Source organism: Allobosea spartocytisi (assembly GCF_014764685.1).
GTDB lineage: Bacteria > Pseudomonadota > Alphaproteobacteria > Rhizobiales > Beijerinckiaceae > Allobosea > Allobosea spartocytisi.
In genome coordinates this window covers 95,317-120,596 of record NZ_JACXWY010000012.1, presented here as the reverse complement: position 1 = coordinate 120,596, position 25,280 = coordinate 95,317, and the positions used below count along the sequence as shown (strand labels likewise).

The 25,280-nt window shown below is 67.0% G+C and carries 21 protein-coding genes; 9 read left to right on the top strand and 12 right to left on the bottom strand.

What is annotated here, in order from left to right; all coding sequences use genetic code 11:
- The first annotated feature begins 1 nt into the window (after position 1).
- Positions 2-769, top strand: a complete 768-nt coding sequence (locus tag IED13_RS18590; protein ID WP_191125055.1) for an SDR family oxidoreductase — start codon at positions 2-4, stop codon at positions 767-769.
- A 32-nt stretch (positions 770-801) separates the two neighbouring features.
- A complete protein-coding gene (locus IED13_RS18585; protein ID WP_191125054.1) occupies positions 802-1,290 on the top strand; it encodes an Lrp/AsnC family transcriptional regulator in 489 nt (162 codons plus the stop codon).
- A 108-nt stretch (positions 1,291-1,398) separates the two neighbouring features.
- On the opposite strand, the gene mgrA is transcribed toward IED13_RS18585, so the two are convergent.
- The 3 genes from mgrA to IED13_RS18570 form a co-directional block, all read right to left on the bottom strand.
- Positions 1,399-2,421 carry an L-glyceraldehyde 3-phosphate reductase gene (gene mgrA, locus IED13_RS18580; RefSeq protein WP_191125053.1) on the bottom strand — a complete coding sequence of 341 codons (1,023 nt, stop codon included), beginning with the start codon at positions 2,419-2,421 and terminating at the stop codon, positions 1,399-1,401.
- Positions 2,422-2,516: 95 nt separating this feature from the next.
- A complete protein-coding gene (locus IED13_RS18575; protein WP_133565949.1) occupies positions 2,517-3,947 on the bottom strand; it encodes an aldehyde dehydrogenase family protein in 1,431 nt (476 codons plus the stop codon).
- A gap of 339 nt (positions 3,948-4,286) precedes the next feature.
- Complete coding sequence (locus IED13_RS18570) at positions 4,287-4,724, bottom strand: Lrp/AsnC family transcriptional regulator (RefSeq protein ID WP_191125052.1); 438 nt, start codon at positions 4,722-4,724, stop codon at positions 4,287-4,289.
- Positions 4,725-4,851: 127 nt separating this feature from the next.
- On the opposite strand from IED13_RS18570, the gene IED13_RS18565 reads away from it, so the two are divergent.
- Positions 4,852-5,910, top strand: a complete 1,059-nt coding sequence (locus IED13_RS18565; RefSeq protein ID WP_142022252.1) for an ornithine cyclodeaminase — start codon at positions 4,852-4,854, stop codon at positions 5,908-5,910.
- Between the two features lie 3 nt (positions 5,911-5,913).
- On the opposite strand, the gene IED13_RS18560 is transcribed toward IED13_RS18565, so the two are convergent.
- Both IED13_RS18560 and IED13_RS18555 read right to left on the bottom strand, forming a co-directional pair.
- Positions 5,914-7,143, bottom strand: a complete 1,230-nt coding sequence (locus IED13_RS18560; protein ID WP_191125051.1) for a GTP-binding protein — start codon at positions 7,141-7,143, stop codon at positions 5,914-5,916.
- Positions 7,144-7,264: 121 nt separating this feature from the next.
- A complete protein-coding gene (locus IED13_RS18555; RefSeq protein ID WP_191125050.1) occupies positions 7,265-8,152 on the bottom strand; it encodes a LysR family transcriptional regulator in 888 nt (295 codons plus the stop codon).
- 165 nt (positions 8,153-8,317) lie between these two features.
- Here IED13_RS18555 and ahcY point away from each other — a divergent pair, with 165 nt between their 5' ends.
- The 3 genes from ahcY to tsaE all read left to right on the top strand — a co-directional run bounded on the left by ahcY (position 8,318) and on the right by tsaE (position 14,143).
- The gene (gene ahcY / locus IED13_RS18550) at positions 8,318-9,715 is read left to right on the top strand and encodes an adenosylhomocysteinase (RefSeq protein ID WP_191125049.1); all 1,398 of its coding nucleotides are present in this window, start codon (positions 8,318-8,320) and stop codon (positions 9,713-9,715) included.
- A gap of 487 nt (positions 9,716-10,202) precedes the next feature.
- Entirely contained in the window at positions 10,203-12,587 is a 2,385-nt protein-coding gene (locus IED13_RS18545) for a sensor histidine kinase (RefSeq protein ID WP_248311247.1), read from the top strand.
- Positions 12,584-14,143 carry a tRNA (adenosine(37)-N6)-threonylcarbamoyltransferase complex ATPase subunit type 1 TsaE gene (tsaE, locus tag IED13_RS18540; RefSeq protein WP_191125047.1) on the top strand — a complete coding sequence of 520 codons (1,560 nt, stop codon included), beginning with the start codon at positions 12,584-12,586 and terminating at the stop codon, positions 14,141-14,143. Before IED13_RS18545 ends, tsaE begins: the two co-directional genes overlap by 4 nt.
- A 149-nt stretch (positions 14,144-14,292) precedes the next feature.
- Here tsaE and IED13_RS18535 read toward each other — a convergent pair whose 3' ends face one another.
- The 5 genes from IED13_RS18535 to IED13_RS18515 form a co-directional block, all read right to left on the bottom strand.
- Entirely contained in the window at positions 14,293-14,607 is a 315-nt protein-coding gene (locus tag IED13_RS18535) for an HPr family phosphocarrier protein (protein ID WP_038366736.1), read from the bottom strand.
- A 20-nt stretch (positions 14,608-14,627) separates the two neighbouring features.
- Positions 14,628-15,029 carry a PTS sugar transporter subunit IIA gene (locus IED13_RS18530; protein WP_038366739.1) on the bottom strand — a complete coding sequence of 134 codons (402 nt, stop codon included), beginning with the start codon at positions 15,027-15,029 and terminating at the stop codon, positions 14,628-14,630.
- A 112-nt stretch (positions 15,030-15,141) separates the two neighbouring features.
- Positions 15,142-15,627, bottom strand: a complete 486-nt coding sequence (locus IED13_RS18525) for an HPr kinase/phosphorylase (RefSeq protein WP_191125046.1) — start codon at positions 15,625-15,627, stop codon at positions 15,142-15,144.
- Positions 15,617-17,416 (bottom strand): stimulus-sensing domain-containing protein, encoded by a 1,800-nt coding sequence (locus IED13_RS18520; RefSeq protein ID WP_191125045.1) that lies wholly within the window; start codon positions 17,414-17,416, stop codon positions 15,617-15,619. Before IED13_RS18520 ends, IED13_RS18525 begins: the two co-directional genes overlap by 11 nt.
- 83 nt (positions 17,417-17,499) lie before the next feature.
- Positions 17,500-18,201: a response regulator transcription factor gene (locus IED13_RS18515; protein WP_038366741.1), complete on the bottom strand. Its 702-nt coding sequence runs from the start codon at positions 18,199-18,201 to the stop codon at positions 17,500-17,502.
- A 175-nt stretch (positions 18,202-18,376) separates the two neighbouring features.
- On the opposite strand from IED13_RS18515, the gene IED13_RS18510 reads away from it, so the two are divergent.
- The 3 genes from IED13_RS18510 to IED13_RS18500 all read left to right on the top strand — a co-directional run bounded on the left by IED13_RS18510 (position 18,377) and on the right by IED13_RS18500 (position 22,048).
- The gene (locus IED13_RS18510; RefSeq protein WP_191125044.1) at positions 18,377-19,159 is read left to right on the top strand and encodes a HugZ family pyridoxamine 5'-phosphate oxidase; all 783 of its coding nucleotides are present in this window, start codon (positions 18,377-18,379) and stop codon (positions 19,157-19,159) included.
- A 231-nt stretch (positions 19,160-19,390) separates the two neighbouring features.
- Positions 19,391-21,001: a phosphoenolpyruvate carboxykinase gene (locus IED13_RS18505; RefSeq protein ID WP_038366744.1), complete on the top strand. Its 1,611-nt coding sequence runs from the start codon at positions 19,391-19,393 to the stop codon at positions 20,999-21,001.
- A 36-nt stretch (positions 21,002-21,037) separates the two neighbouring features.
- A complete protein-coding gene (locus IED13_RS18500; protein WP_191125043.1) occupies positions 21,038-22,048 on the top strand; it encodes an Lnb N-terminal periplasmic domain-containing protein in 1,011 nt (336 codons plus the stop codon).
- 110 nt (positions 22,049-22,158) lie between these two features.
- On the opposite strand, the gene IED13_RS18495 is transcribed toward IED13_RS18500, so the two are convergent.
- Both IED13_RS18495 and IED13_RS18490 read right to left on the bottom strand, forming a co-directional pair.
- Positions 22,159-23,577 (bottom strand): sodium:proton antiporter, encoded by a 1,419-nt coding sequence (locus tag IED13_RS18495; protein WP_191125042.1) that lies wholly within the window; start codon positions 23,575-23,577, stop codon positions 22,159-22,161.
- A gap of 13 nt (positions 23,578-23,590) precedes the next feature.
- Complete coding sequence (locus tag IED13_RS18490) at positions 23,591-25,252, bottom strand: TRAP transporter large permease (RefSeq protein WP_038366913.1); 1,662 nt, start codon at positions 25,250-25,252, stop codon at positions 23,591-23,593.
- Positions 25,253-25,280 lie beyond the last annotated feature (28 nt).

Sequence of the window (25,280 nt, the reverse complement as noted above, 5' to 3'; positions counted from 1 at the left end):
GATGACCAATCGCCTCTTCGATCTCACCGGCCGCACGGCCCTCGTCACCGGTTCTTCTCGCGGGCTCGGCCGCGCCATGGCGGAGGGGCTGGCGGCGGCCGGCGCCCGCATTCTCGTCAACGGCACGGATGCGGAACGGGTCGCGACCGCCGTCAAGGAGATGCGTCAGGCCGGCCATGAGGCCGACGCCGCGCCCTTCGACGTCACCTCCGAGGACGCCGTCGTCAAGGCCTTCGCCGGCTTCGACGCCGCCGGCATCGCCGTCGACATCCTCGTCAACAATGCCGGCATCCAGTTCCGCAAGCCGATGGTCGAGTTGGCGACGGCCGATTGGCAGCGGGTCATCGACACCAACCTGACCTCGGCCTTCGTCATCGGCCGGGAAGCCGCGAAGCGCATGATCGCGCGCGGCCACGGCAAGGTCATCAACATCGGCTCGCTGACCTCAGCGCTGGCCCGGGCCACCGTCGCGCCCTATACGGTCGCCAAGGGCGGCATCAAGATGCTGACCCAGGCGATGGCCGCCGAATGGGCCGAGCACGGCATCCAGGCCAATGCCATCGGCCCCGGCTACATGCTGACCGACATGAACCAGGCGCTGATCGAGAACCCGGCGTTCGACGCCTGGGTCAAGGGCCGCACCCCGTCGAAGCGCTGGGGCAAGCCGGAGGAACTGATCGGTGCCGCCGTCTTCCTCGCCGCGCCGGCCTCCGACTACGTCAACGGCCAGATCATCTATGTCGATGGCGGAATGCTCGCCGTCCTGTAGAACGGCGGAACCTGATCCGCCGGAGGACAAGGATGGCCCGCCCGCGCCTCGATGCGCTCGACCGCAAGATCATCGCGGAATTGCAGACCAATTCGCGCCTCTCGGTGCAGGAATTGGCCGAGCGGGTCGGCCTTTCCGCCTCGCCTTGCGCGCGGCGCATCCGCATCCTCGAAGAGGCGGGCGTCATCCAGGGCTATGCCGCGATCATCGACCAGACCAAGGTCGGCCTGCCGATCAGCGTCTTCGTCTCGATCAGGCTGGAACGCCAGCGCGAGGACGAGCTCGACCGCTTTTCGCAGGCCGTGGCGCGCTGGCCCGAGGTGGTCGATTGTTACCTGATGACCGGACAGCGCGACTATCTGCTGCGCATCGTGGTGCGCGACCTGCCGGCCTATGAGCGATTCCTCAAGGACAAGCTCACCCGCCTCGACGGCGTCGCCTCGATCGAGTCGAGCTTCGCGCTGGGCCAGGTGAAGCGCTCCAGCGCGCTGCCGATCGCGGCGGTGCCAGAGGAGGATTGACCAAGGCCGTCATTTTCGGGCGCCGCATAGCGGCGACCCGAGAACCTCGGAACGAGAGGGCTCTGGTTTGAGAGATGCTCGGGTCAAGCCCGAGCATGACGGCTGAGTCTACCGCTCCGCCGAAGCCGCCCAGATATTGATCCCGCCATCGACCGCATGCCTGTCGATCGCCGCCAGCTCTTCGGTCGAAAACTCGGTGTTCCCCAGCGCCGCGACGCAATCCGTCACCTGTTCCGGCCGGCTCGCGCCGATCAGGGCCGAGGTGACGCGCCCGCCGCGCAGCACCCAGGAAATCGCCATCTGGGCGAGGCTCTGGCCGCGTGCCCTGGCAATCTCGTTCAGCGCCGCGATGTGCTGGATGTTGTCGTCGCTGAGGAAGCCTTCGCGGAAGGAGGGCGCCTTCTTGTCGGCGCGGCTGCCGGCCGGCACGCCCTTCAGGTACTTGTCGGTCAGCATGCCCTGCGCCAGCGGCGAGAACACGATCGAGCCGATCCCTTCCGCGTCGAGCGTGTCGAGCAAACCGTCCTCCTCGATCCAGCGGTTGAGCATCGAATAGCTCGGCTGGTGGATCAGGCAGGGCGTGCCGAGCCGGCGCAGGATCGCGACTGCCTCCTGCGTGCGCTTCGAGTTGTAGGAGGATAGGCCGACATAGAGCGCCTTGCCCTGGCGGACGATGGCGTCGAGCGCCCCCATCGTCTCCTCCAGCGGCGTGTTCGGGTCGAAACGGTGCGAGTAGAAGATGTCGACATAGTCGAGCTTCATCCGCTTCAGGCTCTGGTCGAGGCTGGAGATCAGGTATTTGCGGCTGCCCCATTCGCCATAGGGGCCGGGCCACATCCGGTAGCCGGCCTTGGTCGAGATCACCAGCTCGTCGCGATAGCCGGCGAAATCCTGCTGGAGGACCTCGCCGAAGGCCGTCTCGGCCGAGCCGGGCGGGGGGCCGTAATTATTGGCGAGGTCGAAATGGGTAATGCCGAGGTCGAAGGCCGTGCGGCAGATCTCGCGCATATTGGCACGGGCACCGGTCTCGCCGAAATTCTGCCAGAGGCCGAGCGAAAGCGCCGGCAGCATCAGTCCGCTGCGGCCGCAGCGGTTGTAGCGCATCGCGTCATAGCGGTTGGGATTGACCATGACTCAAGCCTCTCAATCGATTGAATGGCGGATAAGATGAAGGCCCGGTGGCGTTGCGTCCACCGGGCCTCGTTGTCTATCGGGTCGCGATCAGATCAGGCGGCGGCGTAGCCGACCGTGCCCTTGATCTCGAGGAACTCCTCGAGGCCGAAATCGGCGTATTCGCGGCCGTTGCCGGACTGCTTGTAGCCGCCGAAGGGCGCGCCCGCATCCCAGGCCGGGTAGTTGATGTAGACATTGCCCGAGCGCATCTGCGAGGCGATCTTGCGCGCGCGCTCCTGGGAGCCGGACTGGACATAGGACGCCAGGCCGTAGGGCGTGTCGTTGGCGCGCGAGACGACCTCGTCGTCGCTCTTGTAGGGCAGGATCGACAGCACGGGGCCGAAGATCTCCTCGCGGGCGATGGTCATCTCGTCGGTGACGCCGCCGAACACGGTCGGGCGCACATAGTAGCCGCGGTTGAGCCCCTCCGGACGGCCCGTGCCGCCGGTGACCAGCGTCGCGCCTTCCTTGATGCCGGCCTCGATCAGGCGCTGGATCTTCTCGTACTGGACCTCGCTGACGACGGGGCCAAGGAAGACGCCGTCCGCCGAGGGAGCACCAACCTTGAGCGGCTCGGCGACCTGCTTGGCGATGGCGAGGGCTTCCTCGTGCAGCTTCTCCGGCACGAACATCCGGGTCGGCGCGTTGCAGGACTGGCCGGAGTTGCGCATCACGCTCTCGACGCCGAGCTTCACCGACTTCTTGAGATCGGCATCGTCGAGGATGATATTGGCCGACTTGCCGCCGAGTTCCTGGTGCACGCGCTTGACGGTGTCTGCCGCTGCCTTGGCGACGAGGATGCCGGCCCGCGTCGAGCCGGTGAAGGAGACCATGTCGACGCCGGGATGGCGCGAAATGGCCTCGCCGACCGTCGGGCCGTCGCCGTTGACGAGGTTGAACACGCCCTTCGGCACGCCGGCCTCGTCCATCGCCTCGGCGAAGATGATGGCGTTGAGCGGCGCGATCTCGGAGGGCTTCAGCACCATGGTGCAGCCGGCGGCGAGCGCGGGCGCGACCTTGCACATGATCTGGTTGAGCGGCCAGTTCCACGGCGTGATCATGCCGACGACGCCGATCGGCTCCTTGGCGATCAGAGTGGTGCCGCGCAGCTCCTCGAACTCGAAGTTTTCGAGGGTCTCGATCATCTTGGCAAGATGGGCGGTGCCCATCGCGGCCTGCGCGCGATGGGCCAGTTCCTTCGGCGCGCCCATCTCGCGCGACAGGATGTCGGCGATGGCGTCGTAGCGCTTCTTGTAGGCCTCGGCGAGGCGGCGCATCAGGGCGAGGCGCTCGGCCTTGGAGGTCGCGGCGAAGGCCGGGAAGGCGGCGCGGGCGGCCGCGACGGCCTTGTCGACATCGGCCTGCTCGCCGAGCGCGATCGTGGCGAAGACCTCCTCGTTCGACGGATCGATCACGCCGAGCGTGCGGTTGCCCGAGGGCTTCACCCACTGGCCGTCGATATAGAATTCGAGCTCATGCGCCATGGTCTGGTCTCCTGCCTTGTCTTGGCTCGGGCGCGCGGACAGCCTGCCGGAAGCGGCTGGCGATCGATGCCCCGAGCGGGAACTGTCGGTGTCGGATGCGAACGGGCCGCCTTGCGCGATCATGCATCGCCGGCCGCCATCGACGCTGTATCTGACGGGGCATAACGTTAGGGGGCGGATCCGCGCCTGTCACCGGGTGCCGCGCCGCGTTTGCGGATGGCGGCCATGCAGTGGCGCTTCTTGTGCGAGGACGTGCCGGGCCTGTTCTTCACGAGAACCACCGCGTCATCCCGGGTCTACGCTTCGCTTCGCCCGGGATGACGGTGGAGATGAGTGTGCTCAGAGCCGTGCCTTGACGCTGCGCGGCGTCGCCAGCAGCAGGCTGGTCTCGCTGTTGGTGACGCCGGGGATCAGGCGGATGCGCCGCAGCACCTGGTCGAAGGCGATCAGGTCGGAGGTGCCGAGCTCGACCACCAGGTCCCAGTTGCCATTGGTGGTGTGGATGCTGGAGACCTCGCTGAAGCCGGAGAGCGCGGTGATGACCGCATCGGCCGCCTGGCCGGCGATCTCGATCATGGTGATCCCGCGCACCGGCAGGTCGATCGCGTCCGAGCGCAGGATCACGGTGAAGCCGATGATCTCGCCCGATTGCTCCAGCTTCTCCAGCCGGGCGCGCACCGTCGCCCGCGTCAGGCCGAGATCGGCGGCGAGGTCCGAGATGCTGCGGCGCCCGTCATGGCGCAGCAGGGTGATGAGGCGCTGGTCGATATCATCCATTGCTCATAATGGATAATCGACTTTATCGATCCGATCAATATCGGCACCGATCAGGTCGATTTGGCTTCTATCACCTGCCGCTGAAAACACGGACAATGGCTTCTCCATAAGAACAGCGCGGGGACCCATGATTCAGCAGCTCAACGTCGTGCCCTTCGTCAGCGTCGACCACATGATGAAGCTGGTCCACGCGATCGGCATCGAGCGGATGCTGTCCGACATCGCGGCTTACATCGAGCAGGATTTCCGGCGCTGGGAGATCTTCGACAAGACGCCGCGCATCGCCTCGCACAGCCTCGAAGGCGTGATCGAATTGATGCCGACCAGCGACGGCAAGCTCTACGGCTTCAAATACGTCAACGGCCATCCCAAGAACATGAAGGCCGGCTTGCAGACGGTCACCGCCTTCGGCCTGCTCTCCGATGTCGCGACCGGCTATCCGGTCCTGCTTTCGGAGATGACCATCCTGACGGCATTGCGCACGGCGGCGATGTCGGCGGTGGCGGCCAGACACCTCGCGCCCAAGAACGCGGCGACCATGGCGATCATCGGCAACGGCGCGCAGTCCGAGTTCCAGGCCTTCGCCTTCCGCGCCCTGCTCGGCATCGAGAATCTGCGGCTCTATGACGTCGATCCGGCCGCAACCGAGAAATGCGCCCGCAACCTCGCGCGCCACGGTTTTCGGATCACCCGATGCACCACCGCGATGGAAGCGGTCGAGGGCGCGCAGATCGTGACCACCGTCACCGCCGACAAGCAATACGCCACGATCCTGACCGACAACATGGTCGGCGCCGGCATCCATATCAACGCGGTCGGCGGCGATTGCCCCGGCAAGACCGAGATCCACCGCGACGTGCTGCTGCGGTCCTCGATCTTCGTCGAATATCCCCCGCAGACCCGCATCGAGGGCGACATCCAGCAGCTCGATCCCGACCACCCGGTCGAGGAACTCTGGAAGGTCATCGCCGGGGCGGCTCAAGGCCGCACCGATTCCAGCCAGATCACGCTGTTCGACTCGGTCGGCTTCGCCATCGAGGATTTCTCGGCGCTGCGCTATGTCCATGAGCGCATCCGCGAGGCCGGCACCTATGTTGATCTCGACCTGATCGCGGACCCCGATGATCCGCGCGACCTCTTCGGCATGCTGATGCGGGCCGCGCCGAGTTCGGCCGCGGCGGCCTGAGGTTCAGGCCGCGTCGCGATCCCAACGCGGAAACGGGTCTTCCAGCCCGAGCAGCGCCTGCGTCAGCCCGGTCGCCGGGCTGCCGGTCAGGCAGGAATCGAGTTCGGCGCGGATCGTCGCCTCGTCCATCTCCGGCCCGCCGATGAACACCATTTCCTGGCGCCGGTCGCCCCATGTCGGCGACCAGTGCTTGCGCATCAGCGACTGGAACTCCTCCGAGCGCGGCCAGCGCTCCCGGGGCACCGCCGCCCACCAGCGCCCCATCGCTTCGGTGCGGGTGATCCGCCCGGCCAGCGAGTATTCGCCGACCCAATGCGGCCGGCTTGCCAGCCAGAAATGCCCCTTGGCCCGGATCACGCCCGGGAGGCGCTGAGCCATGAGCTCATGCAGCTTCAGCGGGTGGAACGGCCGGCGCGCCCGGTAGACGAAGGAGCGGATGCCGTATTCCTCGGTCTCCGGCACATGGTCGCGGAAGCCATAGAGCTCCTTGTGCCAGAGGGGATGGGTCTGCGCCTTCTCCTCGCTGTAGAGCTTCGTATCGAGCAATCGGTCGAGCGGCACGCGGCCGAAATCGGCCTCGACGATGCGGGCATCGGCATTGAGCCCGCGCACCACCTGCCTGACCCTCTCCAGCTCTTCGGCCGAGACCTCGCTCGCCTTGTTGATCACCACGACATCGGCGAATTCGATCTGCTCGACCAGGAGATCGACCAGCGTGCGCTCATCGCCTTCGCCGGCCGTCTCGCCACGATCGCCGAGGAAGTCGCGGCTGTCATAGTCCTTGAGCAGGTTGAGCGCGTCGACCACCGTCGCCATCGTGTCGAGCCGGGCGACGTCGTCGAGCGAGCGATCCTCTTCGTCGCGGAAGGAGAAGGTCGCGGCGATCGGCAGGGGCTCGGCGATGCCGGTGCCCTCGATCAGCAGGTAATCGAATTTGCGCTCCTCGGCGAGGCGTCGCACCTCGGTCAGCAAATCGTCGCGCAATGTGCAGCAGATGCAGCCATTGCTCATCTCGACCAGGCTCTCCTCGGTCTTGGAGAGGTTGGCCCCGCCCTCGCGCACGAGATCGGCGTCGATGTTCACCTCGCTCATGTCGTTGACGATGACGGCGACGCGCCGGCCCTCGCGGTTGTTCAGGATGTGATTGAGCAAGGTGGTCTTGCCGGCGCCAAGGAAGCCGGAAAGGACCGTGACCGGCAGGCGCCGGTCGAGGAGGAGAGAAGATGCGGCCATCGGAAGGAGCCCGGTTTGGACAAAGGATAATTTGTTACAGTATAACATTTCATCTCTGTCAACCGATGCGCCCTCCGTCGTGAGTGGCTTGTCCTTGTCCGGAGGCTCGGGGGAGGGTCGCTCAGACGGCCGGCGGCGCATGCGCGAGGTCGAAGAAGGCTTTCGCCGCCTTGGAGAGATAGCGTTCCTTGTGGCGCAGCACGAAGAAATGCCGTTTGGGCAGCGCGATGGCGACGGTGGCGAGCCGGCCGGCGGCGATGGCATTGGCCGCGACGAGCCGCGAAATCGCCGTCGCGCCGGCGCCGGCCGCGACGGCGGAGCAGATGGCTTCGTTCGAGGGCAGCTCCAGCGCGACAGTAAGATCATCCGGCGCGAGGCCGAGCCCCGGCAGCGCCGCCTCGAACATGGCGCGCGTGCCGGAGCCGGGCTCACGCAGCACCCATGGCCCTTGCTGCAAGGCCTCGGAGGCGGGTGGCTGCCCTGCCCAGGAATGTCCGGCCGGCACGACGATCACCAGCTCGTCCTCCGCCACGGCGGTCACGGCGAGCGTCGGATCGTCGATCGCGCCTTCGATGAAGCCGAGATCGGCCGCGCCGTCATGGATCGCGGCCGTGACGGTCTCGGTATTGTCGATGCCCAGGCTCACAGTGATGCCGGGATGGACGGCACGGTAGCGCTGGATCAGCGGCGGCAGCCAGTAATTCGCCACGGTCTGGCTCGCCATCAGCGAGAGCGCGCCGCGCGACAGCCCGGCGAGGTCGATGAGCACGGCCTCGGCAGCGGCGGCTCGCGCCAGCACGGCGCGTGCCTCGGCGAGGAAGAGCCGCCCGGCATCGGTGAGGGCGATCCGCCGGCCGATCCGGTCGAACAGCTTGGTGGCGTAGCGCGCTTCCAGCGCGGCGATCGCCGAGCTGACCGCCGATTGCGTCAGGTTGAGGGCGCGGGCGCCTTGCGTCAGATGCTCCCGTTCGGCGACGGCGACGAAGATGCGGAGCTGTTCGAGCGTCATCAGCCGATCTTACAGCCCGATCGAAAAAACTCAGCCTCTCAGGATGGGTCGCGAGGATCGATGTCGAAAACGATCATATAAAGACATCTTTATATCTTTGATTGCCTTCCGCCGCTGGCACTGCTAGAGAGCCGCCATCATTCAGCGAGCGATTGGAGCTTCCCCGTGTCGCAGGACTACATCGTCAAGGACATCTCGCTTGCGGATTACGGCCGCAAGGAAATCAACATGGCCCAGGACGAGATGCCGGGCCTGATGGCGATCCGCGCCGAGCACAAGGGCAAGGCCCCGCTCAAGGGCGCGCGCATCGCCGGCTGCCTGCACATGACCATCCAGACCGCCGTGCTGATCGAGACGCTGAAGGAACTCGGCGCCGATGTCCGCTGGTCGTCCTGCAACATCTTCTCGACCCAGGACCACGCCGCCGCCGCGATCGCCGCGACCGGCACCCCCGTCTTCGCCATCAAGGGCGAGACGCTGGAGGAGTACTGGGAGTACGTGCTGAAGACCGCGACCTGGGGCGACGGCGGCACGCCGAACATGATCCTCGACGATGGCGGCGACCTGACCATGCTGATCATCCTCGGCGCCGAGGCCGAGGCCGGCAAGGCCGATTTCCTCGACAAGCCGGGCAATGAGGAAGAGACGATCTTCTTCGCGCTGATCAAGCGCCAGCTTAAGGCCAATCCGGGCTGGTTCACCAAGACCCGCGCCGCGATCAAGGGCGTCTCCGAGGAGACCACCACCGGCGTGCACCGCCTCTACGAACTGGCCAAGGCCAATCGCCTGCCGTTCCCGGCGATCAACGTCAACGACAGCGTCACCAAGTCGAAATTCGACAACCTCTATGGCTGCCGCGAGTCGCTGGTCGATGCCATCCGCCGCGGCACCGACGTGATGATGTCGGGCAAGGTCGCGGTCGTCGCCGGTTATGGCGACGTCGGCAAGGGCTCGGCCGCCTCGCTGCGCCAGGCCGGCTGCCGCGTGCTCGTCACCGAGATCGACCCGATCTGCGCCCTGCAGGCGGCGATGGAAGGCTATGAGGTCGTGACGATGGAAGACGCTGCCCCGCGCGGCGACATCTTCTGCACGGCGACCGGCAATCTCGACGTCATCACCGTCGACCACATGCGCGCGATGAAGCACCGCGCCATCGTCTGCAATATCGGCCATTTCGACTCGGAGATTCAGGTCGCCGGCCTGAAGAACTTCAAGTGGGACAACGTCAAGCCGCAGGTCGACGAGGTCGAGTTCCCCGACGGCAAGCGCATCATCCTGCTCTCGGAAGGCCGCCTGGTGAACCTCGGCAACGCCACGGGCCACCCGTCCTTCGTGATGTCCTGCTCGTTTTCGAACCAGACGCTCGCCCAGATCGAGCTCTGGAACCACCACGCCAACTACCAGAACAACGTCTACACCCTGCCGAAGCATCTCGACGAGAAGGTCGCGGCGCTCCATCTCGCCAAGGTCGGCGCCAAGCTCACCAAGCTCAATGACGCCCAGGCGAAGTACATCGGCGTGCCGCAGGCCGGGCCGTTCAAGCCCGAGCTCTACCGCTACTGACAGCCGCGCAGCGGCAAGAACGACGAGGCCCGGCGCAAGCCGGGCCTTTTTTCGGTCTGACGATGCCTTCGGAATAAAACAAGAACACAACTAATAGTGGTTTCTGGGCATAGAATATCTAGACCTTGATGCGGGTGCGCCTCCTTCGAGTGCGCCTCGAAAAACTCTCCGTTTACCTGCGATTAAGCACTTCCTGACGGAGTCAGGCGACGATTACAGTGGGGCTGATTCGGGGTGCTGCGACGGCGCGGCTCCCGGTTCAAGCTCTATAGTGATTGGCGTGGTGGCGCGCGTGGATCGGCCGCCGGGGAGGGTGTAACGCCCGGCTCCGCGATACCGATTCCGACGAGACCGGCGATGTTGGCGGCCGCCCGGCCGCCCAAGAGGCGACAGACGCGGAATGAGACGTGCGAGGCGACAGGGACGAGGTGGCGGCTGGCGTCCACACGGGCTTCTGCCCGCATTGGCCCTGCTTCCCGTGCCTGCCATGGCCCAGAGCGACCTGCTGTCGCCGGCCAAGCTCGATACGGTGAGCACCGGCGCGCTCTCCATCATCCTGGCGGGTCTTGCCGTCTTCGCCACGACGACATCCCTCGTCTATGTCCGCGAGCGCACGCGCTGGCAGCGGCGCGAGGCCAGGCTCGCGAGCGAGCTGGAGGCGGCGCGCGGCCATCAGGAGCGGCTTTCCATCCTGCTCGCCGCCGATCCGCAGGTGGTCGCGAGCTGGAACGGGCGCGACGCACAGCCGGTCTTCGAGGGCGATAGCGGCTTCCTCGGCGCACCCGGGGCGGCGCTGGCGCTGGCCTATGGCAGTTGGGCGACGCCGACCGACGCCAAGCGGCTGGAACTGGCCACCGACGCGCTGAAGGAGCGCGGCGAGGCCTTCAGCTTCACGATCCGCAGCAAGGCCGGGCCTTTCGTCGATATCGAGGGCCGGCCCGTCGCCGGGCGCGCCGTCATCCGCTTCCGCGAGGTCACCGGCGAGCGGGCGCAGGTGATGACGCTGCGCAGCGAGCTGGAGCGGGTCACGGGAGACCATGCGGCGCTGTCGAGCCTGCTCGCCGGGCTGCCTCACCCCGCCTGGATGCGCGATGCCGACGGGCGTCTGCTCTGGGTCAACGCCGCCTATGCAGGGGCGGTCGAGGCCGGCGATGCAGCGACAGCCGCCAAGAGCGGGATGGAGCTGCTCGATCGCAACGAGCGCGAGGCGGCGGCGCGTGCGCGCCGCGAGGGCAACCCCTTCGCGATCCGCACCCCGGCCATCGTCGCTGGCCAGCGCCGGACGCTCGACGTCGTCGAATTGCCGACCGCGACCGGCTTCGCTGGCCTGGCCACGGATATGAGCGAGCTGGAAGCGGTGCGCAACGATCTGCAGCGCCAGATGGACGCCCATGTCCGCACGCTCGACCGGCTGAAGACGGCGGTGGCGGCCTTCGACGGCACGCAGCGGCTGCTCTACCGCAATGCCGGCTTCGACGCGCTCTGGTCGCTCGATCCGGCCTTCCTCGACGGCCAGCCGACCGATGGCGAGATCCTCGACCGCCTGCGCGCCGAGCGCCGCTTGCCCGAACTCGGCGACTACCGGAGCTGGAAAACGGGCGTTCACGCCGCCTATACCGCCACGCGCGCGAACGAGGATTGGTGGTACCTGCCCGATGGGCGCACCATACACGTCGTCTCCAGCCCCAACCCGCAAGGTGGCGTCACCTATCTCTATGACGACGTCACCGAACGCTTCACGCTGGAATCGCGCTTCAACGCGCTGACCCGCACCCAGCGCGAGACGCTGGATTCGCTGCGCGAGGGCGTCGCCGTGTTCGGTTCCGACGGGCGCCTCAAGCTCTCGAACCCCGCCTTCGCCCAATCCTGGCGCATCGACGCCGACCTGCTCGCCAGCGGCCCGCATATCGACGAGGTGGTCGGGCTTTGCCGGCCGCTCTTCCCGCAGGACGAGGTCTGGCGCGAATTGCTCAGCACCGTCACCGGCGTGCGCGATGCGCGCGAGGATTATCGCTGCCGGATCGAGCGCCGCGACGGCACCGTGCTCGATATGGCGGCCGCGCCGCTGCCCGACGGCGCGACGCTGATCTCCTTCGCCGACGTCACCGCCAGCGTGAATGTCGAACGGGCGCTGACCGAGAAGAACGACGCGCTGGAGAAGGTCTCGCGGCTGCGCGAGGACTTCGTCCACCACGTCTCCTACGAATTGCGTTCGCCGCTGACCAACATCATCGGCTTCGCCCAGCTCCTTGGCACCGAGACCGTCGGCGCGCTCAACGAGAAGCAGCGCGACTACACCTCCCATATCGTGCGCTCCTCGGGCGCGCTGCTCGCCATCATCAACGACATCCTCGACCTCGCCACCATCGACAATGGTGCGCTGACGCTCGACATGCAGGATGTCGATGTCGCCGACACCATCGCGCAGGCGGCGGCCGGGCTTCAGGACCGGCTGACCGACAGCAAATTGTCGCTCAAGGTCGAGATAGATCCGCGCACCGGGCCGCTGCGGGCGGATGGCAAGCGCCTGCGGCAGGTGCTGTTCAACTTGCTCTCCAACGCGATCGGCTTCTCCTCGCCCGGCCAGACCATCGGCGTCAGGGCGACGCGGCAGGGCGGCGACATCCGCCTCACCGTCACCGATCAGGGCCGCGGCATCCCTGCCGAGGTCAAGGAGAAGGTGTTCGAGCGCTTCGAAAGCCATTCTCTCGGCTCGACCCATCGCGGCGTCGGCCTGGGGCTCTCGATCGTGCGCTCGATCGTCGAGCTCCATGGCGGCCATGTCGAACTTGACTCCACGCCGGGGCAGGGCACGCGCGTCACCGCGATCTTCCCGGCTCAGGGCCTGCCGCTCTCGGACGCTGCCGAATGACCGAGGAAGCCCGCGCGGCCGGCACGCACCGGCTCCTGCTGGCGAATGAGGCGGCGACGATACGCCTCGCCGCCGACATCGCCGCCATCGTCAAGCCCGGCGACATCGTCGCGCTCTCCGGCCATCTCGGCTCGGGCAAGTCGCTGATGGCGCGCGCCATCCTGCGCGAGCTCGCCGGCGACCTCGCGCTGGAGGCGCCGAGCCCGACCTTCACCCTCGTGCAGAGCTACGAGACGCCGCGCGGCCCGGTCCTGCATGCCGATCTCTATCGCGTGCGCTCGCCGGACGAGCTCGACGATCTCGGCCTGGTCGAGGATGTCGACCAGGCGGTGATGCTGGTCGAATGGCCCGACCGCGCGGGCGGGCGCCTGCCGGCCGGGCGGCGCCTCGACATCCTGCTCGACATCGATCCCGACAATCCGGAAACCGGCCGCATCGCCGATCTGTCCGGCGGCGTGCTCTGGAAGCAGCGCCTCGCCATCGCGGTCGCGGCGCGCAAGCTCATCGACGGCGCCGGCTGGGGCGAGGCACGGCGCGACTTCATGCTCGGCGACGCCTCGACGCGCGCCTATGAGCGCCTGACACGGCCGGGCGGCGAGACCGCCGTGCTGATGATCTCGCCGCCGCGCCCGGACGGGCCGCCGATCCGCATGGGCAAGCCCTATAGCGCGATCGCGCATCTGGCCGAGACCATCGACGCCTTCGTCGCGATGGATCGCGGCCTGCGCTCGCTCGGCTATTCCGCCCCCGAGATCCTGGCCGAGGATCTGGCCGGTGGGCTGCTGCTGATCGAGGATCTCGGCGCGGAGGGCGTGCTCGACGCGGAAGGCCGGCCGATCCCCGAGCGCTACGAGGCCACGGCCCGGCTGCTCGCCGACCTGCACCGCCACACCCTGCCGACGATCCTGCCGGTGGCCGAGGGCCACGACCACATCATCCCCGAATACGACCGGCAGGCGCTGGCGATCGAGACCGAGCTGATCCTCGAATGGTATGCTCCGCATATCGCCGGGGTGACGCTGCCGGCCGTGACGCAGGCTGAGTTCGGCCGCATCTGGAACAAGCTCTTCGACGAGATCCTCGCCGCACCCGCGACCTGGACGCTGCGCGACGTCCATTCCCCCAACCTGATCTGGCTGGACGAGCGCGAGGGGCTGGCGAAGCTCGGCCTGATCGATTTCCAGGACGCGGTGCTGGGCCATCCCGCCTATGATCTCGCCGCGCTCGGGCAGGATGCGCGCGTCGACGTGCCGGCTGCGCTCGAACTCAGGCTGCTCGCGGCCTATGGCTCGGCCCGCCGGGCGGACGTGCCCGATTTCGACCTCGCCGGCTTCGCCCGCGCCTATGCGATCCTCGGCGCGCAGCGCAACACCAAGATCGCCGGCATCTTCGCCCGCCTCGACAAGCGCGACGGCAAGCCGGGCTATCTCAAGCACCTGCCGCGGATCGAGGCCTATCTGCGCCGCAATCTCGAGCACCCGGCCCTCGAGGAGCTCAAGGGCTGGTACCAGGCGCATATGCCGAGGCTGTTCGAGGAGCCGGGCGAAGCTGTCTGAAGGTCGGGGTCCGGTCCCCGTGACAGGGCGTCATTCTCGGGCTTGACCCGAGAATCTCTGGAAACCGGGCAGGGAGCCTTCTGCGGCAGGAGATGCTCGGGTCGAGCCCGAGCATGGCGGCGCGAACCGGGCAGAGCCCGTTCAGCGCCTCACTCGCCCTCGCCGAAGCGGTCGGCGATCAGCTCGCTCAGCGCCTGCAGCGCCTCGCCTGCCTCCGGTCCCTGGGCGACGATGGTGATGGTCGAGCCGATGCCGGCGCCGAGCGTCAGCACGCCCATGATCGAGGTCGCGCCGACCGTCTCGCCGCAGCGGCTGACCGTGATGTCGGCCTCGAAGCGGGCGGCGCATTGCACGAATTTCGCCGTGGCGCGGGCGTGCAGCCCCTTCTTGTTGATGATCTGGAATTCGCCGTAGCGGGCGCCGGCGGGAATCTCGGTCTCGGGGCAGTCGCAGTCTTCTTCCATTCCGCCCTTCCTGCTCGCCCTTATTTGCCGGCAAGAACCCGGCTGGCGACGGTGATGTATTTGCGGCCCGCATCCTGCGCGCTCGTCACCGCTTCGTCGAGGCTCTTCTCCTCGCGCACGCTGGCGAGCTTGATCAGCATCGGCAGGTTGACGCCGGCGACAACATCGACGCGACCCGGCTCCATCACCGAAATGGCGAGGTTGGAAGGTGTGCCTCCGAACATATCGGTGAGGATGACGACGCCGCGACCGCCCTCGACCTGCTCGACGGCGGCGATGATGTCGCGGCGGCGACTTTCCATGTCGTCATCGGGGGCGATGGCGATGGTCGCCAGGTTCGCCTGGGGGCCGACGACATGTTCGAGGGCCGCGCGGAACTCCGTCGCCAGATGCCCATGAGTCACGAGGACCAGTCCGATCATTCAATCCAGCACCGGAGAGCGCCCATCGGCGCCCGGACAAGGTGGCGGTTTATGCGGCAGGTGCGAGACAATCGCAAGGGACTCGCCGCCGAAAACGCCGAAATCATGGCCTTCACGCCTGGCCTGTGAACAAGTCGAGCGCGGTGAGCACCAGCCGCTCGTCGCCGACACGTCCCACCACGCGCAACCGCGGCAGGTCGATCCCGCACAGGTTGTCCACCAGCTCTTCCGGTTCCGGCATGCGCGCCGGCTCCTCGCCGATCAGATCGACGAGCAGCCTGACGACGACGGCCGGCGTTGCCGGCTCCGGCGTCAGGCCGAGGCCGCGGCGCTCGACGATGCCTTCCAGCGGCGCGACCGCCCGGGCCACCAGCCGGTCGCCTCTTGCCGTCAGGGCGGTGCGATCATCGGCCACGAGCCGGCCGAAGCGGCCGGCCTGGCCGGCCAGCGCGATCAGCGCGAGCGCCAGCGTCGACTTGCCGCTGCCGGCAGGGCCGCGCAGCAGGATGCCGGCCTCGCCGATGGCGACGGTGGTCGCATGGACGCGCGTCTCGCCGGCCCGGTGCGGGACCGGTTTCCCCCCCGGATCAGGAAGCATGCTGATAGGCGGCCGGCAGCCGGACGATGAAGCGGGCGCCGAGCCGCGGCGTCTCGCCGCCCGGCTCCGCCGGGCCGAGCCGGTTCTCCGCCCGGATCGAGCCGCGATGCGCCTCGACGATCTGGCGCGAAATCGACAGGCCCAGCCCCGAATTCTGGCCGAAGCCCTCATTCGGACGGTCGGTGTAGAAGCGCTCGAAGATGCGCTCCAGCGCATGCGGCTCGATGCCCGGCCCTTCGTCCTCGACGGTGACGAGCACGTCGTTGGCGACACGCGAGAGCATGACGCGCACGGTCCCGTCCGCCGGCGAGAAGGAGCGGGCGTTGTCGATGAGATTGACCATGACCTGTCCGATCCGCGAATCGTGCCCCATGACGAGGAAGGCGTCGGCGCCGGGGCGCTGGCTGCGCCGCTCAGCCGAGAGCTCGATCTTCGCCTGCCCCTCGCGCCGCGTCTCGTTCTGGATCGTCACCACGGCCTCCAGCACCTGCGCGACATCGACCGGAGCGGAATCGTTGCGGGCGAGTTCGGCATCGAGGCGGGAGGCGTCGGAGATGTCGGAGATCAGCCGGTCGAGACGGCGCACGTCGTGCTGGATGACCGAGAGCAGCCGCCCGCGCGAATCCTCCGTCTTGGCCCGCGGCAGCGTCTCGACGGCGCTGCGCAGCGAGGTCAGCGGATTCTTGAGCTCATGGGCGACATCGGCGGCGAAGCTCTCGATCGCCTCGATGCGGCTGTAGAGCGCCTTGGTCATGTCGCGCAGCGAGCCGGACAAATGGCCGATCTCGTCATGGCGGCTGCCGAAATCAGGGATCTGCTCGCGCGACTTGACCCCGCGCCGCACGCGCTGGGCTGCGTCGGCGAGCTTGCGGATCGGCTCGGCGATGGTGCCGGCGAGCAGGACCGAGAGCACGATCATCACGCCCGCCGCCACGGCGAAGACCTGGAAGATGGCGAAGCGCTCGGCGGCGATCACCGCGTCGATGTCGCCTCCTTGCGTCGAGAGCAGCAGCGCGCCCTTCACCGCCCGGAAGCGCTGCACCGGCACCGCGACCGAGACGATGGTCTGGCCGCGCGTGTTGACGCGCACGACGCTCGCCGGCGCCCCGTTCAGGGCGCGCGCGACCTCCGGATAGGACTTGCCGTTGGCATTCTCGAAATCGTCATAGGTCGGCACGTCGGCCCGGCCGAGCCGGTTGCGCAGCATGTTCCAGGTGCGTTCCAGCAGCGGCGGCTCGTCGGGCTCGCCGACGCGCGGCAGGTCGAGGCGCAGCACGTCGCCGCGCGAATAGAGGCCGCGCGAGTCGATGGTGAGGAAGCCCTCCTTGTCGTAGACCCGTGCCCGCGTCTTCGTCGGCGTCACCAGGCGGCGCAGGAGGGGCGCGACCTTCTCGGGATTGATGGAGAAGTCGAGCGGATCATCGGCGATCCCCGCGCTTTCGCCGGCCTGGAGCTGCAGCAGCTTGTCCGGATCGATGGTGATCGTATCGGTCTCGACCGTGGCCGAGGCCGCGATCGCTCCGGCGATGATCTCGCCCTGCGTCAGCAGGCTCTGCACGCGCGCCTCGATCAGCCCTTCGCGGAACTGGTTGAGATAGAGGAAGCCGAGCAGCAGCGCGAAGAGGCCGCCGAGATTCAGCACCACGATGCGCCGGGTCAGGCTGGACGCCGCGCGCGACGAGACCGCACGCGCCATGCGGCGCCAGATCAGGCCGAGACGGCGCCGCAGAGCCGCGCTCCAGCGGCTTCCCGCCGATGACGCAGGTGCTTCGTTGTCGACCGTTGCCATGCCTTGGGTCTGTACTCGCTCCAGCCGCGCCCCAGCCCGATCCGGCACGCGGGATCCCAGCATCGATATCCGGCAGGCTCGCCTCAGGTTTCCTTGAAGCGATAGCCCACGCCGTAGAGCGTCTCGATCATGTCGAACTCGGGATCGACCTGATTGAACTTCTTGCGCAGCCGCTTGATGTGGCTGTCGATGGTGCGGTCATCGACATACACCTCATCGTCATAGGCCGCATCCATCAGGGCGTTGCGGCTTTTGACCACACCGGGACGCTGCGCCAGCGACTGCAGGATCAGGAATTCCGTGACGGTCAGCGTCACCGGCTCGCCCTTCCAGGTACAGGTGTGGCGCTCGGGGTCCATGCGCAGCAGGCCGCGCTCCAGCGCCTTGGCATCCTCGGAACGGGGAACGGCGGTGGGGTCCTTGGCGCCGGCGCGGCGCAGGATCGCCTTGACGCGCTCGACCAGGAGGCGCTGCGAGAACGGCTTCCGGATGAAATCGTCGGCGCCCATCTTGAGCCCGAAGAGCTCGTCGATCTCCTCGTCCTTCGAGGTCAGGAAGATGACGGGCAGGTCGGATTTCTGGCGCAGCCGGCGCAGCAGTTCCATGCCGTCCATGCGCGGCATCTTGATGTCGAAGATCGCGAGGTCCGGCGGGTTCTGCTTCAGCCCGTCGAGGGCCGAGGCACCGTCGGTATAGGTCATGATGCGGTAGCCCTCGGCCTCGAGCGCGATGGATACCGACGTCAGGATGTTGCGGTCGTCATCGACCAGCGCAATCGTTGGCATAAGGGTTTCATCTCTTGCTCTTGTTGCAATAAAGGGGTCCACTCCCCTGCGAGAGCGGCCAAAGCATGGCAGCAATCTAGCGCCTCGGAGGCGGATTCGCTATGGCGCAACGCTCGAACGCCCCAAGCGTTCATGTTTTTGCAGAAGAAATCGGACCGGCAGGAAGCAAACGGAGATGACCGAGGCCGTCGCCCCCTCCGCCATCACGCCGCGCGGCCTCGAACTCGGCGGCTCCGCGCCGGATGATTTCGACGCCGTCGCCATGGCTCGCGCGACATTGCGCAAGGCGCGGATCGCGGCGCTGGCGACGCTCGACCCGATGAGCGGCTTCCCGCTCGCGACGCTGACGAACATCGCCACCGATGTCGATGGTTCGCCGCTGTTCCTCGCCTCGAAGCTTTCGCTCCACACCCGCAACATCGAGGCCGATCCGCGCGTTTCCGTTCTCGTCTCGTCGCTGGGCAAGGGGGATCCGCTCGCCAATTCCGCCCGGCTCAGCGTCGTCGGGCGAGCCGAGCGCTGCACCGACGAGAACGCCAGGCGCCGCTTCCTCGCGCGCCACCCCAAGGCGAAGCTCTATGCCGACTTCCCGGATTTCTCGCTGTTCCGCCTCTCCGTCCAGGGGTTCCACCCCAATGGCGGCTTCGCCCGTGCCGGCGAGATCGCGGTCGGTGCGGTGCTGCTCGACCTTGCCGGCTGCGAGGCGCTGATCGCGGCCGAGGACGACGCGATCGCCCATATGAACGAAGACCATGCCGAGGCGCTGAGCCTCTATGCGACGAAGCTTCTGGGCCTGCCCGAGGGACGCTGGAAGGCGACCGGCCTCGACCCGGAAGGGCTCGATCTCGTCTGCGGCGACGAGAACGGGCGGCTCGTCTTCCCCGACCGCGTCACCGAGCCGGCCGGGCTGCGGCATGTCCTCGTCGCGCTCGCTCAGGAGGCACGGGCGCGCGGATGATCGGGGGCGGGGGATATTCACCATCCTCGCTCACCATCCCCCGCGAATTCAAACGATTTAGCCGAAGTTGCGAAGTTTTTTGCGATTTCCGTGACTTGAGCGCCGTGCCGCCGAGGCTTAAAGACCGGACACGGCCGCAAGGTCTCCGCCCGGCGCTGGATCTTCTTCAAGGTCCGAGCGTACGCGTTCGACAACAGGCTGCCACGATGCGGCGGCTGCCGGAGGATTTCAGTGAACACGATCGGTCAGTTCAACGCCGCCCAGGGTGCCGAGGGCTTCGGCTTCCGCAAGCTCAAGGCCGTGTACTGGAACCTGGAGGCGCCACAGCTTTACGAGGAGTCGCTGCGCCGGGGCGAATCCCAGCTCGCGCGCGGCGGCGCGCTCTGCGCCGATACCGGCAGCCATACCGGCCGCTCGCCTAAGGACAAGTTCACGGTGCGCGACGCGCTGACCGAGAACACGGTCTGGTGGGACAACAACCAGGCGATGAGCCCTGAGCATTTCGAGACGCTGCTCGCCGATTTCCTGGCGCATGCCGAAGGCAAGGAGCTGTTCGCGCAGGATCTCTATGGCGGTGCCGACCCGGCCCATCGCGTCAAGGCCCGGGTCTATACCGAGATGGCCTGGCACTCGCTCTTCATCCGCAACCTGCTGATCCGCCCGGCGCGCGGGGAATTGGACGATTACGTCCCGCAGATGACGATCGTCGACCTGCCGAGCTTCAAGGCCGACCCGGCCCGGCATGGCTGCCGCAGCGAGACCGTCGTCGCGATCGATTTCACCCGCAAGATCGTGCTGATCGGCGGCTCGGCCTATGCCGGCGAGATGAAGAAATCGGTCTTCACCTATCTGAACTACGTGCTGCCGACCAAGGGTGTGGTGCCGATGCACTGCTCGGCCAATGTCGGCCCCAAGGACGACCCGGCGATCTTCTTCGGCCTGTCGGGCACCGGCAAGACCACGCTCTCGGCCGACCCCGCGCGCACGCTGATCGGCGACGACGAGCATGGCTGGTCGAAGGAGGGCATCTTCAACTTCGAGGGCGGCTGCTACGCCAAGACGATCCGTCTCTCGGCCGAGGCCGAGCCCGAGATCTTCGCCGCCTCGCTGCGCTTCGGCACGGTGCTCGAGAACACCGTGATGGACGAGCTGACCCGCGAGGTCGATTTCGACAATGAGAGCAAGACCGAGAACACCCGCTCGGCCTATCCGCTCGACTTCATCCCCAACGCCTCGCGCACCGGCCGCGCCGGCATCCCGAAGAACATCGTGATGCTGACCGCCGACGCCTTCGGCGTGATGCCGCCGATCGCCAAGCTGACCCCGGCCGAGGCGATGTACCACTTCCTCTCCGGCTACACCGCCAAGGTTGCCGGCACGGAGCGCGGGCTGACCGGCGTGCAGCCGGAGTTCTCGACCTGCTTCGGCTCGCCCTTCCTGCCGCGGCACCCGTCGGAATACGCCAATCTGCTGCGCGACTTCATCGCCAAGCACCATGTCGATTGCTGGCTGGTCAATACCGGCTGGACCGGCGGGCAGTACGGCACCGGCCGGCGCATGCCGATCCGCGTGACGCGCCGGCTGCTCTCGTCCGCGCTCGACGGCTCGCTCAACCGCGCCGATTTCCGCCGGGATCCCTATTTCGGTTTCGCCGTCCCCACGTCGGTGCCCGGCGTCGAGCCGCATATCCTCTATCCGGTGAAGACCTGGGCCGACAAAGCCGCCTTCGCCGAGACGGCGAAGAACCTCGTCGGCATGTTCGCCAAGAACTTCGCGAAGTTCGAGGCCCATGTCGACGACGCGGTGAAGGCGGCGGCGCCGAGCAATTCGCTCGCAGCCTGACGTCAAGCGGCTGCGGCTATGCTAGGAGAGGCGGCCATGCGCCGCCTCTTTCTCATTGTGCTGAAGCTCGTCCTGACCCTCGTGATCCTCGGTGCCGCGCTCTGGGGCGCGGGCTTCCTTTATTTTCGCCTGTCCGGTGCGACGGCCGGCATCGCGGCCATCGGCTTCGGCATCGCCGCGCTGGCCGGGCTCGTCGGCATCTGGACGAGCGAGGCGCGGCTGCCGCTGGGCTTCGCCGCCCTCTTCATTGGCCTTCTGTCCTGGTGGAGCAGCTTCCTGCCATCGCACCAGCGCGATTGGATTCCCGAGCTCGCCCGCCTGCCGAGCATCGCTCGCGAAGGCGAGGTGCTCACGGTTTCGAATGTCAGGAACTTTCGCTGGCGCAGCGAGCAGGACTACGACCAGCGCTGGGAAACGCGGCGCTACGACCTCGCCGCGATCAGCGGCGCCGACATCTTCCTGAGCTACTGGTCGGGCGAGGCCATCGCGCATCTGCTGGTCAGCTTCACCTTCTCCGACCAGCCGCCCCTGACCTTCTCGGTCGAGATCAGGCGCGAAAAGGGCGAGGAGTATTCGGCCATCGCCGGCTTCTTCCGCAGCTACGAGATGGCCTATGTCGCCGCCGACGAGCGCGATATCGTCGGCCTGCGCACCAACGCCCGCAAGGAGGATGCGCGCCTCTTCCGGCTGAGCGCCTCGCCGGCCCAGGCGCGCGACCTGCTGCTGGCCTATGCCAAGGACGTGAACGACCTTGCCGCCAGGCCGCGCTGGTACAATACGCTGACCACGAACTGCACCACCGTGGTCTACCACCTCGTCGGCACGGTGGCGCCCGAATGGAAGTTCTCGCTGCCGCTCGATCCGCGCGTGCTGCTCTCGGGCTACCTGCCGGGCTATCTCCAGCGGATCGGCGCGATCCGGCAGGATGTGCCTCTCGACGAGCTGGTCCGCCTCGCGCGCATCGGCGACAAGGCGCGAGCGCTCTCGCTCGACGATCCGGATTTCTCGGCGAAGATCAGGGAAGGCGTGCCGACGGGGCGGCCGTAGCAGCGCTCTCCCGTCATGGTCGGGCTTGACCCGACCATCTCGGAAACCAGTGTCCTCTCGTCCAGCGCTTCTCGGGTCTGCGCCCGAGAATGACGATTGGATGTCCGGCGTTACCGGAAGAACAGGAAGGTCTGCAGGATGAACACCGGGATCAGGATCGCGCCGGACCAGAGCATGTAGCCGAAGAAGCTGGGCATCGCGACCTTACGGTCCTTGGCGATGGCGTAGACCATGAAGTTCGGCGCGTTGCCGATATAGGTGTTGGCGCCCATGAAGACCGCGCCGCCCGAGATCGCCGCCAGCGTCAGCGCACCCGTCGTCATCAGCTCCTTGGCATTGCCGCCGGCCAGCTCGAAGAAGACGAGATAGGTCGGGGCGTTGTCGAGGAAGGAGGAGAGCAGCCCGGTCAGCCAGAAATAGGCGACGGTGTTGTGGCTGCCATCGGGATGGTTGACCAGCGCGACCAGCGACGAGAAGGCGCCCTCGCGTCCGGCCTGCAGCATCGCCAGCACCGGAATGATGCAGATGAAGATCCCGGCGAAAAGCTTCGCGACCTCGAGGATCGGGCCCCAGGAGAACTCGTTGCCGGCGCGCACCTGCTTCGGGGTCAGCACCAGCGAGAGCCCGGCGAGCCCGAGCAGAATGACGTCTCGGACGAGGTTCTGCAGCTCGACATGCACGCCGTGGATATCGAAGACGATGCCCGGCTTCCAGTTGGCCGAGAGCAGGATCGCGGCGATGACGCCGGCGAGCAGGGGGATGTTGACCTTGCCCCAGAGCTTCAGGTTGCGGTCCGGCGTCGGGTCCTTCAGCGACGGCAGGCTGTCGTCCTTGCTGTAGAGATAGCTGTCGAGCGCGTAGAACAGCGGCAGCAGGACCACGACGGCGAAGCCGGTCTCCGGCAGCAGGTGCCAGGTCGTCCAGAAGAAGTCGACCCCGCGCAGGAAGCCGAGGAAGAGCGGCGGGTCGCCGAGCGGCGTCAGCGATCCACCGATATTCGAGACCAGGAAGATGAAGAAGACCACGACATGGACGTTGTGGCGCCGGTTGTCGTTCGCCCGCAGCAGGGGCCGGATCAGGATCATCGAGGCGCCGGTCGTGCCGACGATGCTGGCCATCACCGTGCCGATCGCGAGGATGACGGTGTTGGTCGCCGGCGAGCCGTGCAGGTTGCCGGTGATCAGGATGCCGCCCGCGATGGTGAAGAGCGCGAAGAGCAGGATGATGAAGGGCAAATATTCGAGCAGGGCCGTATGGAGCACGGCGCCGAGCGAGGCGTCGAAGCCGCGCAGGGTGACGAGCGGCACCAGCAGCAGGAGCGCCCAGAAGGCGGCGAATTTGCCGTAGTGCAATTCCCAGAGATGGTGGAACAGGATCGGCCCGAGCGCGATCGAGAGCAGCATGCCGGCGAAGGGCAGTGCCCAGAGCGGCCCCATCGTCGCGCCGCCGATATCCCCGGCCGCGAGCGCGGCTCCTGGCAATAGGCTGATCACACCGGCGCCGGCCAGCGCCTTCCACCATTTCGCCATGCTGTCTCCTTGCTCAGGGCTTGGGTGGATCGATCGCCGGCGGCGCGGTGAAGTCGAAGCCGCCCGGACCGCCGATGGTCGGAACCTGGATCGAGTCGAACTGCTTGTCGATCGCCTTCTGGTCGAGCTGCACGGCCGAGGCCTTGTAGTGCATCACCATCTGCGGGAAGAGCACGACGAGTGCGACCATGATGCACTGGATCACGACGAAGGGCACGGCGCCCCAGTAGATCTGCCCGGTGGTGACGGGCTGCATCATCCTGCCGGTGATCTTGTCCTTGTAGGGGTTCTTCGGCGCAACCGAGCGCAGGAAGAACAGCGCGAATCCGAAGGGCGGGTGCATGAACGAGGTCTGCATGTTCACGCCCAGGATGACGCCGAACCAGATCAGGTCGATGCCGAGCTTGTCCGCCGCAGGGCCGAGCAGCGGCACGATGATGAAGGCCAGCTCGAAGAAGTCGAGGAAGAAGGCGAGCAGGAACACCATCACGTTGACGACGATCAGGAAGCCCGTCGCGCCGCCCGGCAGGCCGACCAGCAGGTGCTCGACCCAGACATGGCCGTTGACGCCGTAGAAGGTGAGAGAGAAGACGCGTGCGCCGACCAGGATGAAGAGCACGAAGGCCGAGAGCTTGGCGGTCGACTCCGTCGCCTGCCGGAGCAGCTCGAAATTCATGCGCTTCTTGCCCCAGGCGAGCAGGATCGCGCCGGCCGCGCCCATGGCGCCGCCCTCCGTCGGCGTGGCGACGCCGATGAAGATCGTGCCCAGCACCAGGAAGATCAGCGCCAGCGGCGGCACCATCACGAACACGACCTGCTCGGCCATGCGCGAGAGCAGGTTGAGGCCCAGCGCCTTGTTGATAAGCGCGATCACGAAGGACACGCCGACTGCGATCGACATCGTCAGCACGACGAAGTCCGACCCCGCCGTCACCTTGGTGAAGAGCTTCATATAGGCGTAGGCGATGGCGAAGGAGATGACGGTGACGACGAGCAGCGAGAAGCGCCGGGTCTTGCCGTCGGCGTCGCGCAGCGTCTGCGCTTCCGGCGGCAGGCCCGGGGCGCGCTTCGGATAGACGATGGTGACGAGGAAGACGTAGAGCGCGTAGAGGCCGGCCAGGACGAGGCCGGGAATGAAGGCGCCCTCATACATGTCGCCGACCGAACGGCCGAGCTGGTCGGCGAGCACGATCAGCACCAGCGAGGGCGGGATGATCTGGGCCAGCGTGCCCGAGGCCGCGATGACGCCCGAGGCGAGGCGCCGGTCATAGCCGTAGCGCAGCATGATCGGCAGCGAGATCAGGCCCATCGAGATCACCGAGGCCGCGACGACGCCGGTGGTGGCCGCAAGCAGCGCGCCGACGAAGATCACCGCATAGGCGAGGCCGCCACGGACCGGGCCGAAGAGCTGGCCGATCGTGTCGAGCAGGTCTTCGGCCATGCCGGAGCGCTCGAGGATGAGGCCCATGAAGGTGAAGAACGGGATCGCCAGCAGCACGTCGTTGTTCATCGTGCCGTAGATGCGCTCCGGCAGAGCCTGCAGGAAATTCTCCTGGAACAGGCCGAGATCGATGCCGATCAGCGCGAAGAGCAGGCCGTTGGCCGCGAGCGCGAAGGCGACGGGATAGCCCAGCAGCAGGAAGACGACGAGGGTGGCGAACATCACCGGCGCCATGTTGACGCGCAGGAAATCGCCGATGCCG

Bases quoted from the DNA above. Each gene is read 5' to 3' on its own strand.
- IED13_RS18565 (WP_142022252.1), top strand. From the start codon at position 4,852: ATGATTCAGCAGCTCAACGTCGTGCCCTTCGTCAGCGTCGACCACATG.
- mgrA (WP_191125053.1), bottom strand. From the start codon at position 2,421: ATGGTCAATCCCAACCGCTATGACGCGATGCGCTACAACCGCTGCGGC.
- IED13_RS18520 (WP_191125045.1), bottom strand. From the start codon at position 17,416: ATGGCAACGGTCGACAACGAAGCACCTGCGTCATCGGCGGGAAGCCGC.
- IED13_RS18490 (WP_038366913.1), bottom strand. From the start codon at position 25,252: ATGGCGCCGGTGATGTTCGCCACCCTCGTCGTCTTCCTGCTGCTGGGC.
- IED13_RS18555 (WP_191125050.1), bottom strand. From the start codon at position 8,152: ATGACGCTCGAACAGCTCCGCATCTTCGTCGCCGTCGCCGAACGGGAG.
- IED13_RS18500 (WP_191125043.1), top strand. From the start codon at position 21,038: ATGCGCCGCCTCTTTCTCATTGTGCTGAAGCTCGTCCTGACCCTCGTG.
- IED13_RS18545 (WP_248311247.1), top strand. From the start codon at position 10,203: ATGGCCCAGAGCGACCTGCTGTCGCCGGCCAAGCTCGATACGGTGAGC.
- tsaE (WP_191125047.1), top strand. From the start codon at position 12,584: ATGACCGAGGAAGCCCGCGCGGCCGGCACGCACCGGCTCCTGCTGGCG.
- IED13_RS18510 (WP_191125044.1), top strand. From the start codon at position 18,377: ATGACCGAGGCCGTCGCCCCCTCCGCCATCACGCCGCGCGGCCTCGAA.
- IED13_RS18585 (WP_191125054.1), top strand. From the start codon at position 802: ATGGCCCGCCCGCGCCTCGATGCGCTCGACCGCAAGATCATCGCGGAA.
- IED13_RS18515 (WP_038366741.1), bottom strand. From the start codon at position 18,201: ATGCCAACGATTGCGCTGGTCGATGACGACCGCAACATCCTGACGTCG.
- IED13_RS18590 (WP_191125055.1), top strand. From the start codon at position 2: ATGACCAATCGCCTCTTCGATCTCACCGGCCGCACGGCCCTCGTCACC.
- IED13_RS18535 (WP_038366736.1), bottom strand. From the start codon at position 14,607: ATGGAAGAAGACTGCGACTGCCCCGAGACCGAGATTCCCGCCGGCGCC.
- IED13_RS18530 (WP_038366739.1), bottom strand. From the start codon at position 15,029: ATGATCGGACTGGTCCTCGTGACTCATGGGCATCTGGCGACGGAGTTC.
- IED13_RS18575 (WP_133565949.1), bottom strand. From the start codon at position 3,947: ATGGCGCATGAGCTCGAATTCTATATCGACGGCCAGTGGGTGAAGCCC.
- IED13_RS18560 (WP_191125051.1), bottom strand. From the start codon at position 7,143: ATGGCCGCATCTTCTCTCCTCCTCGACCGGCGCCTGCCGGTCACGGTC.
- IED13_RS18570 (WP_191125052.1), bottom strand. From the start codon at position 4,724: ATGGATGATATCGACCAGCGCCTCATCACCCTGCTGCGCCATGACGGG.
- IED13_RS18525 (WP_191125046.1), bottom strand. From the start codon at position 15,627: ATGCTTCCTGATCCGGGGGGGAAACCGGTCCCGCACCGGGCCGGCGAG.
- IED13_RS18495 (WP_191125042.1), bottom strand. From the start codon at position 23,577: ATGGCGAAATGGTGGAAGGCGCTGGCCGGCGCCGGTGTGATCAGCCTA.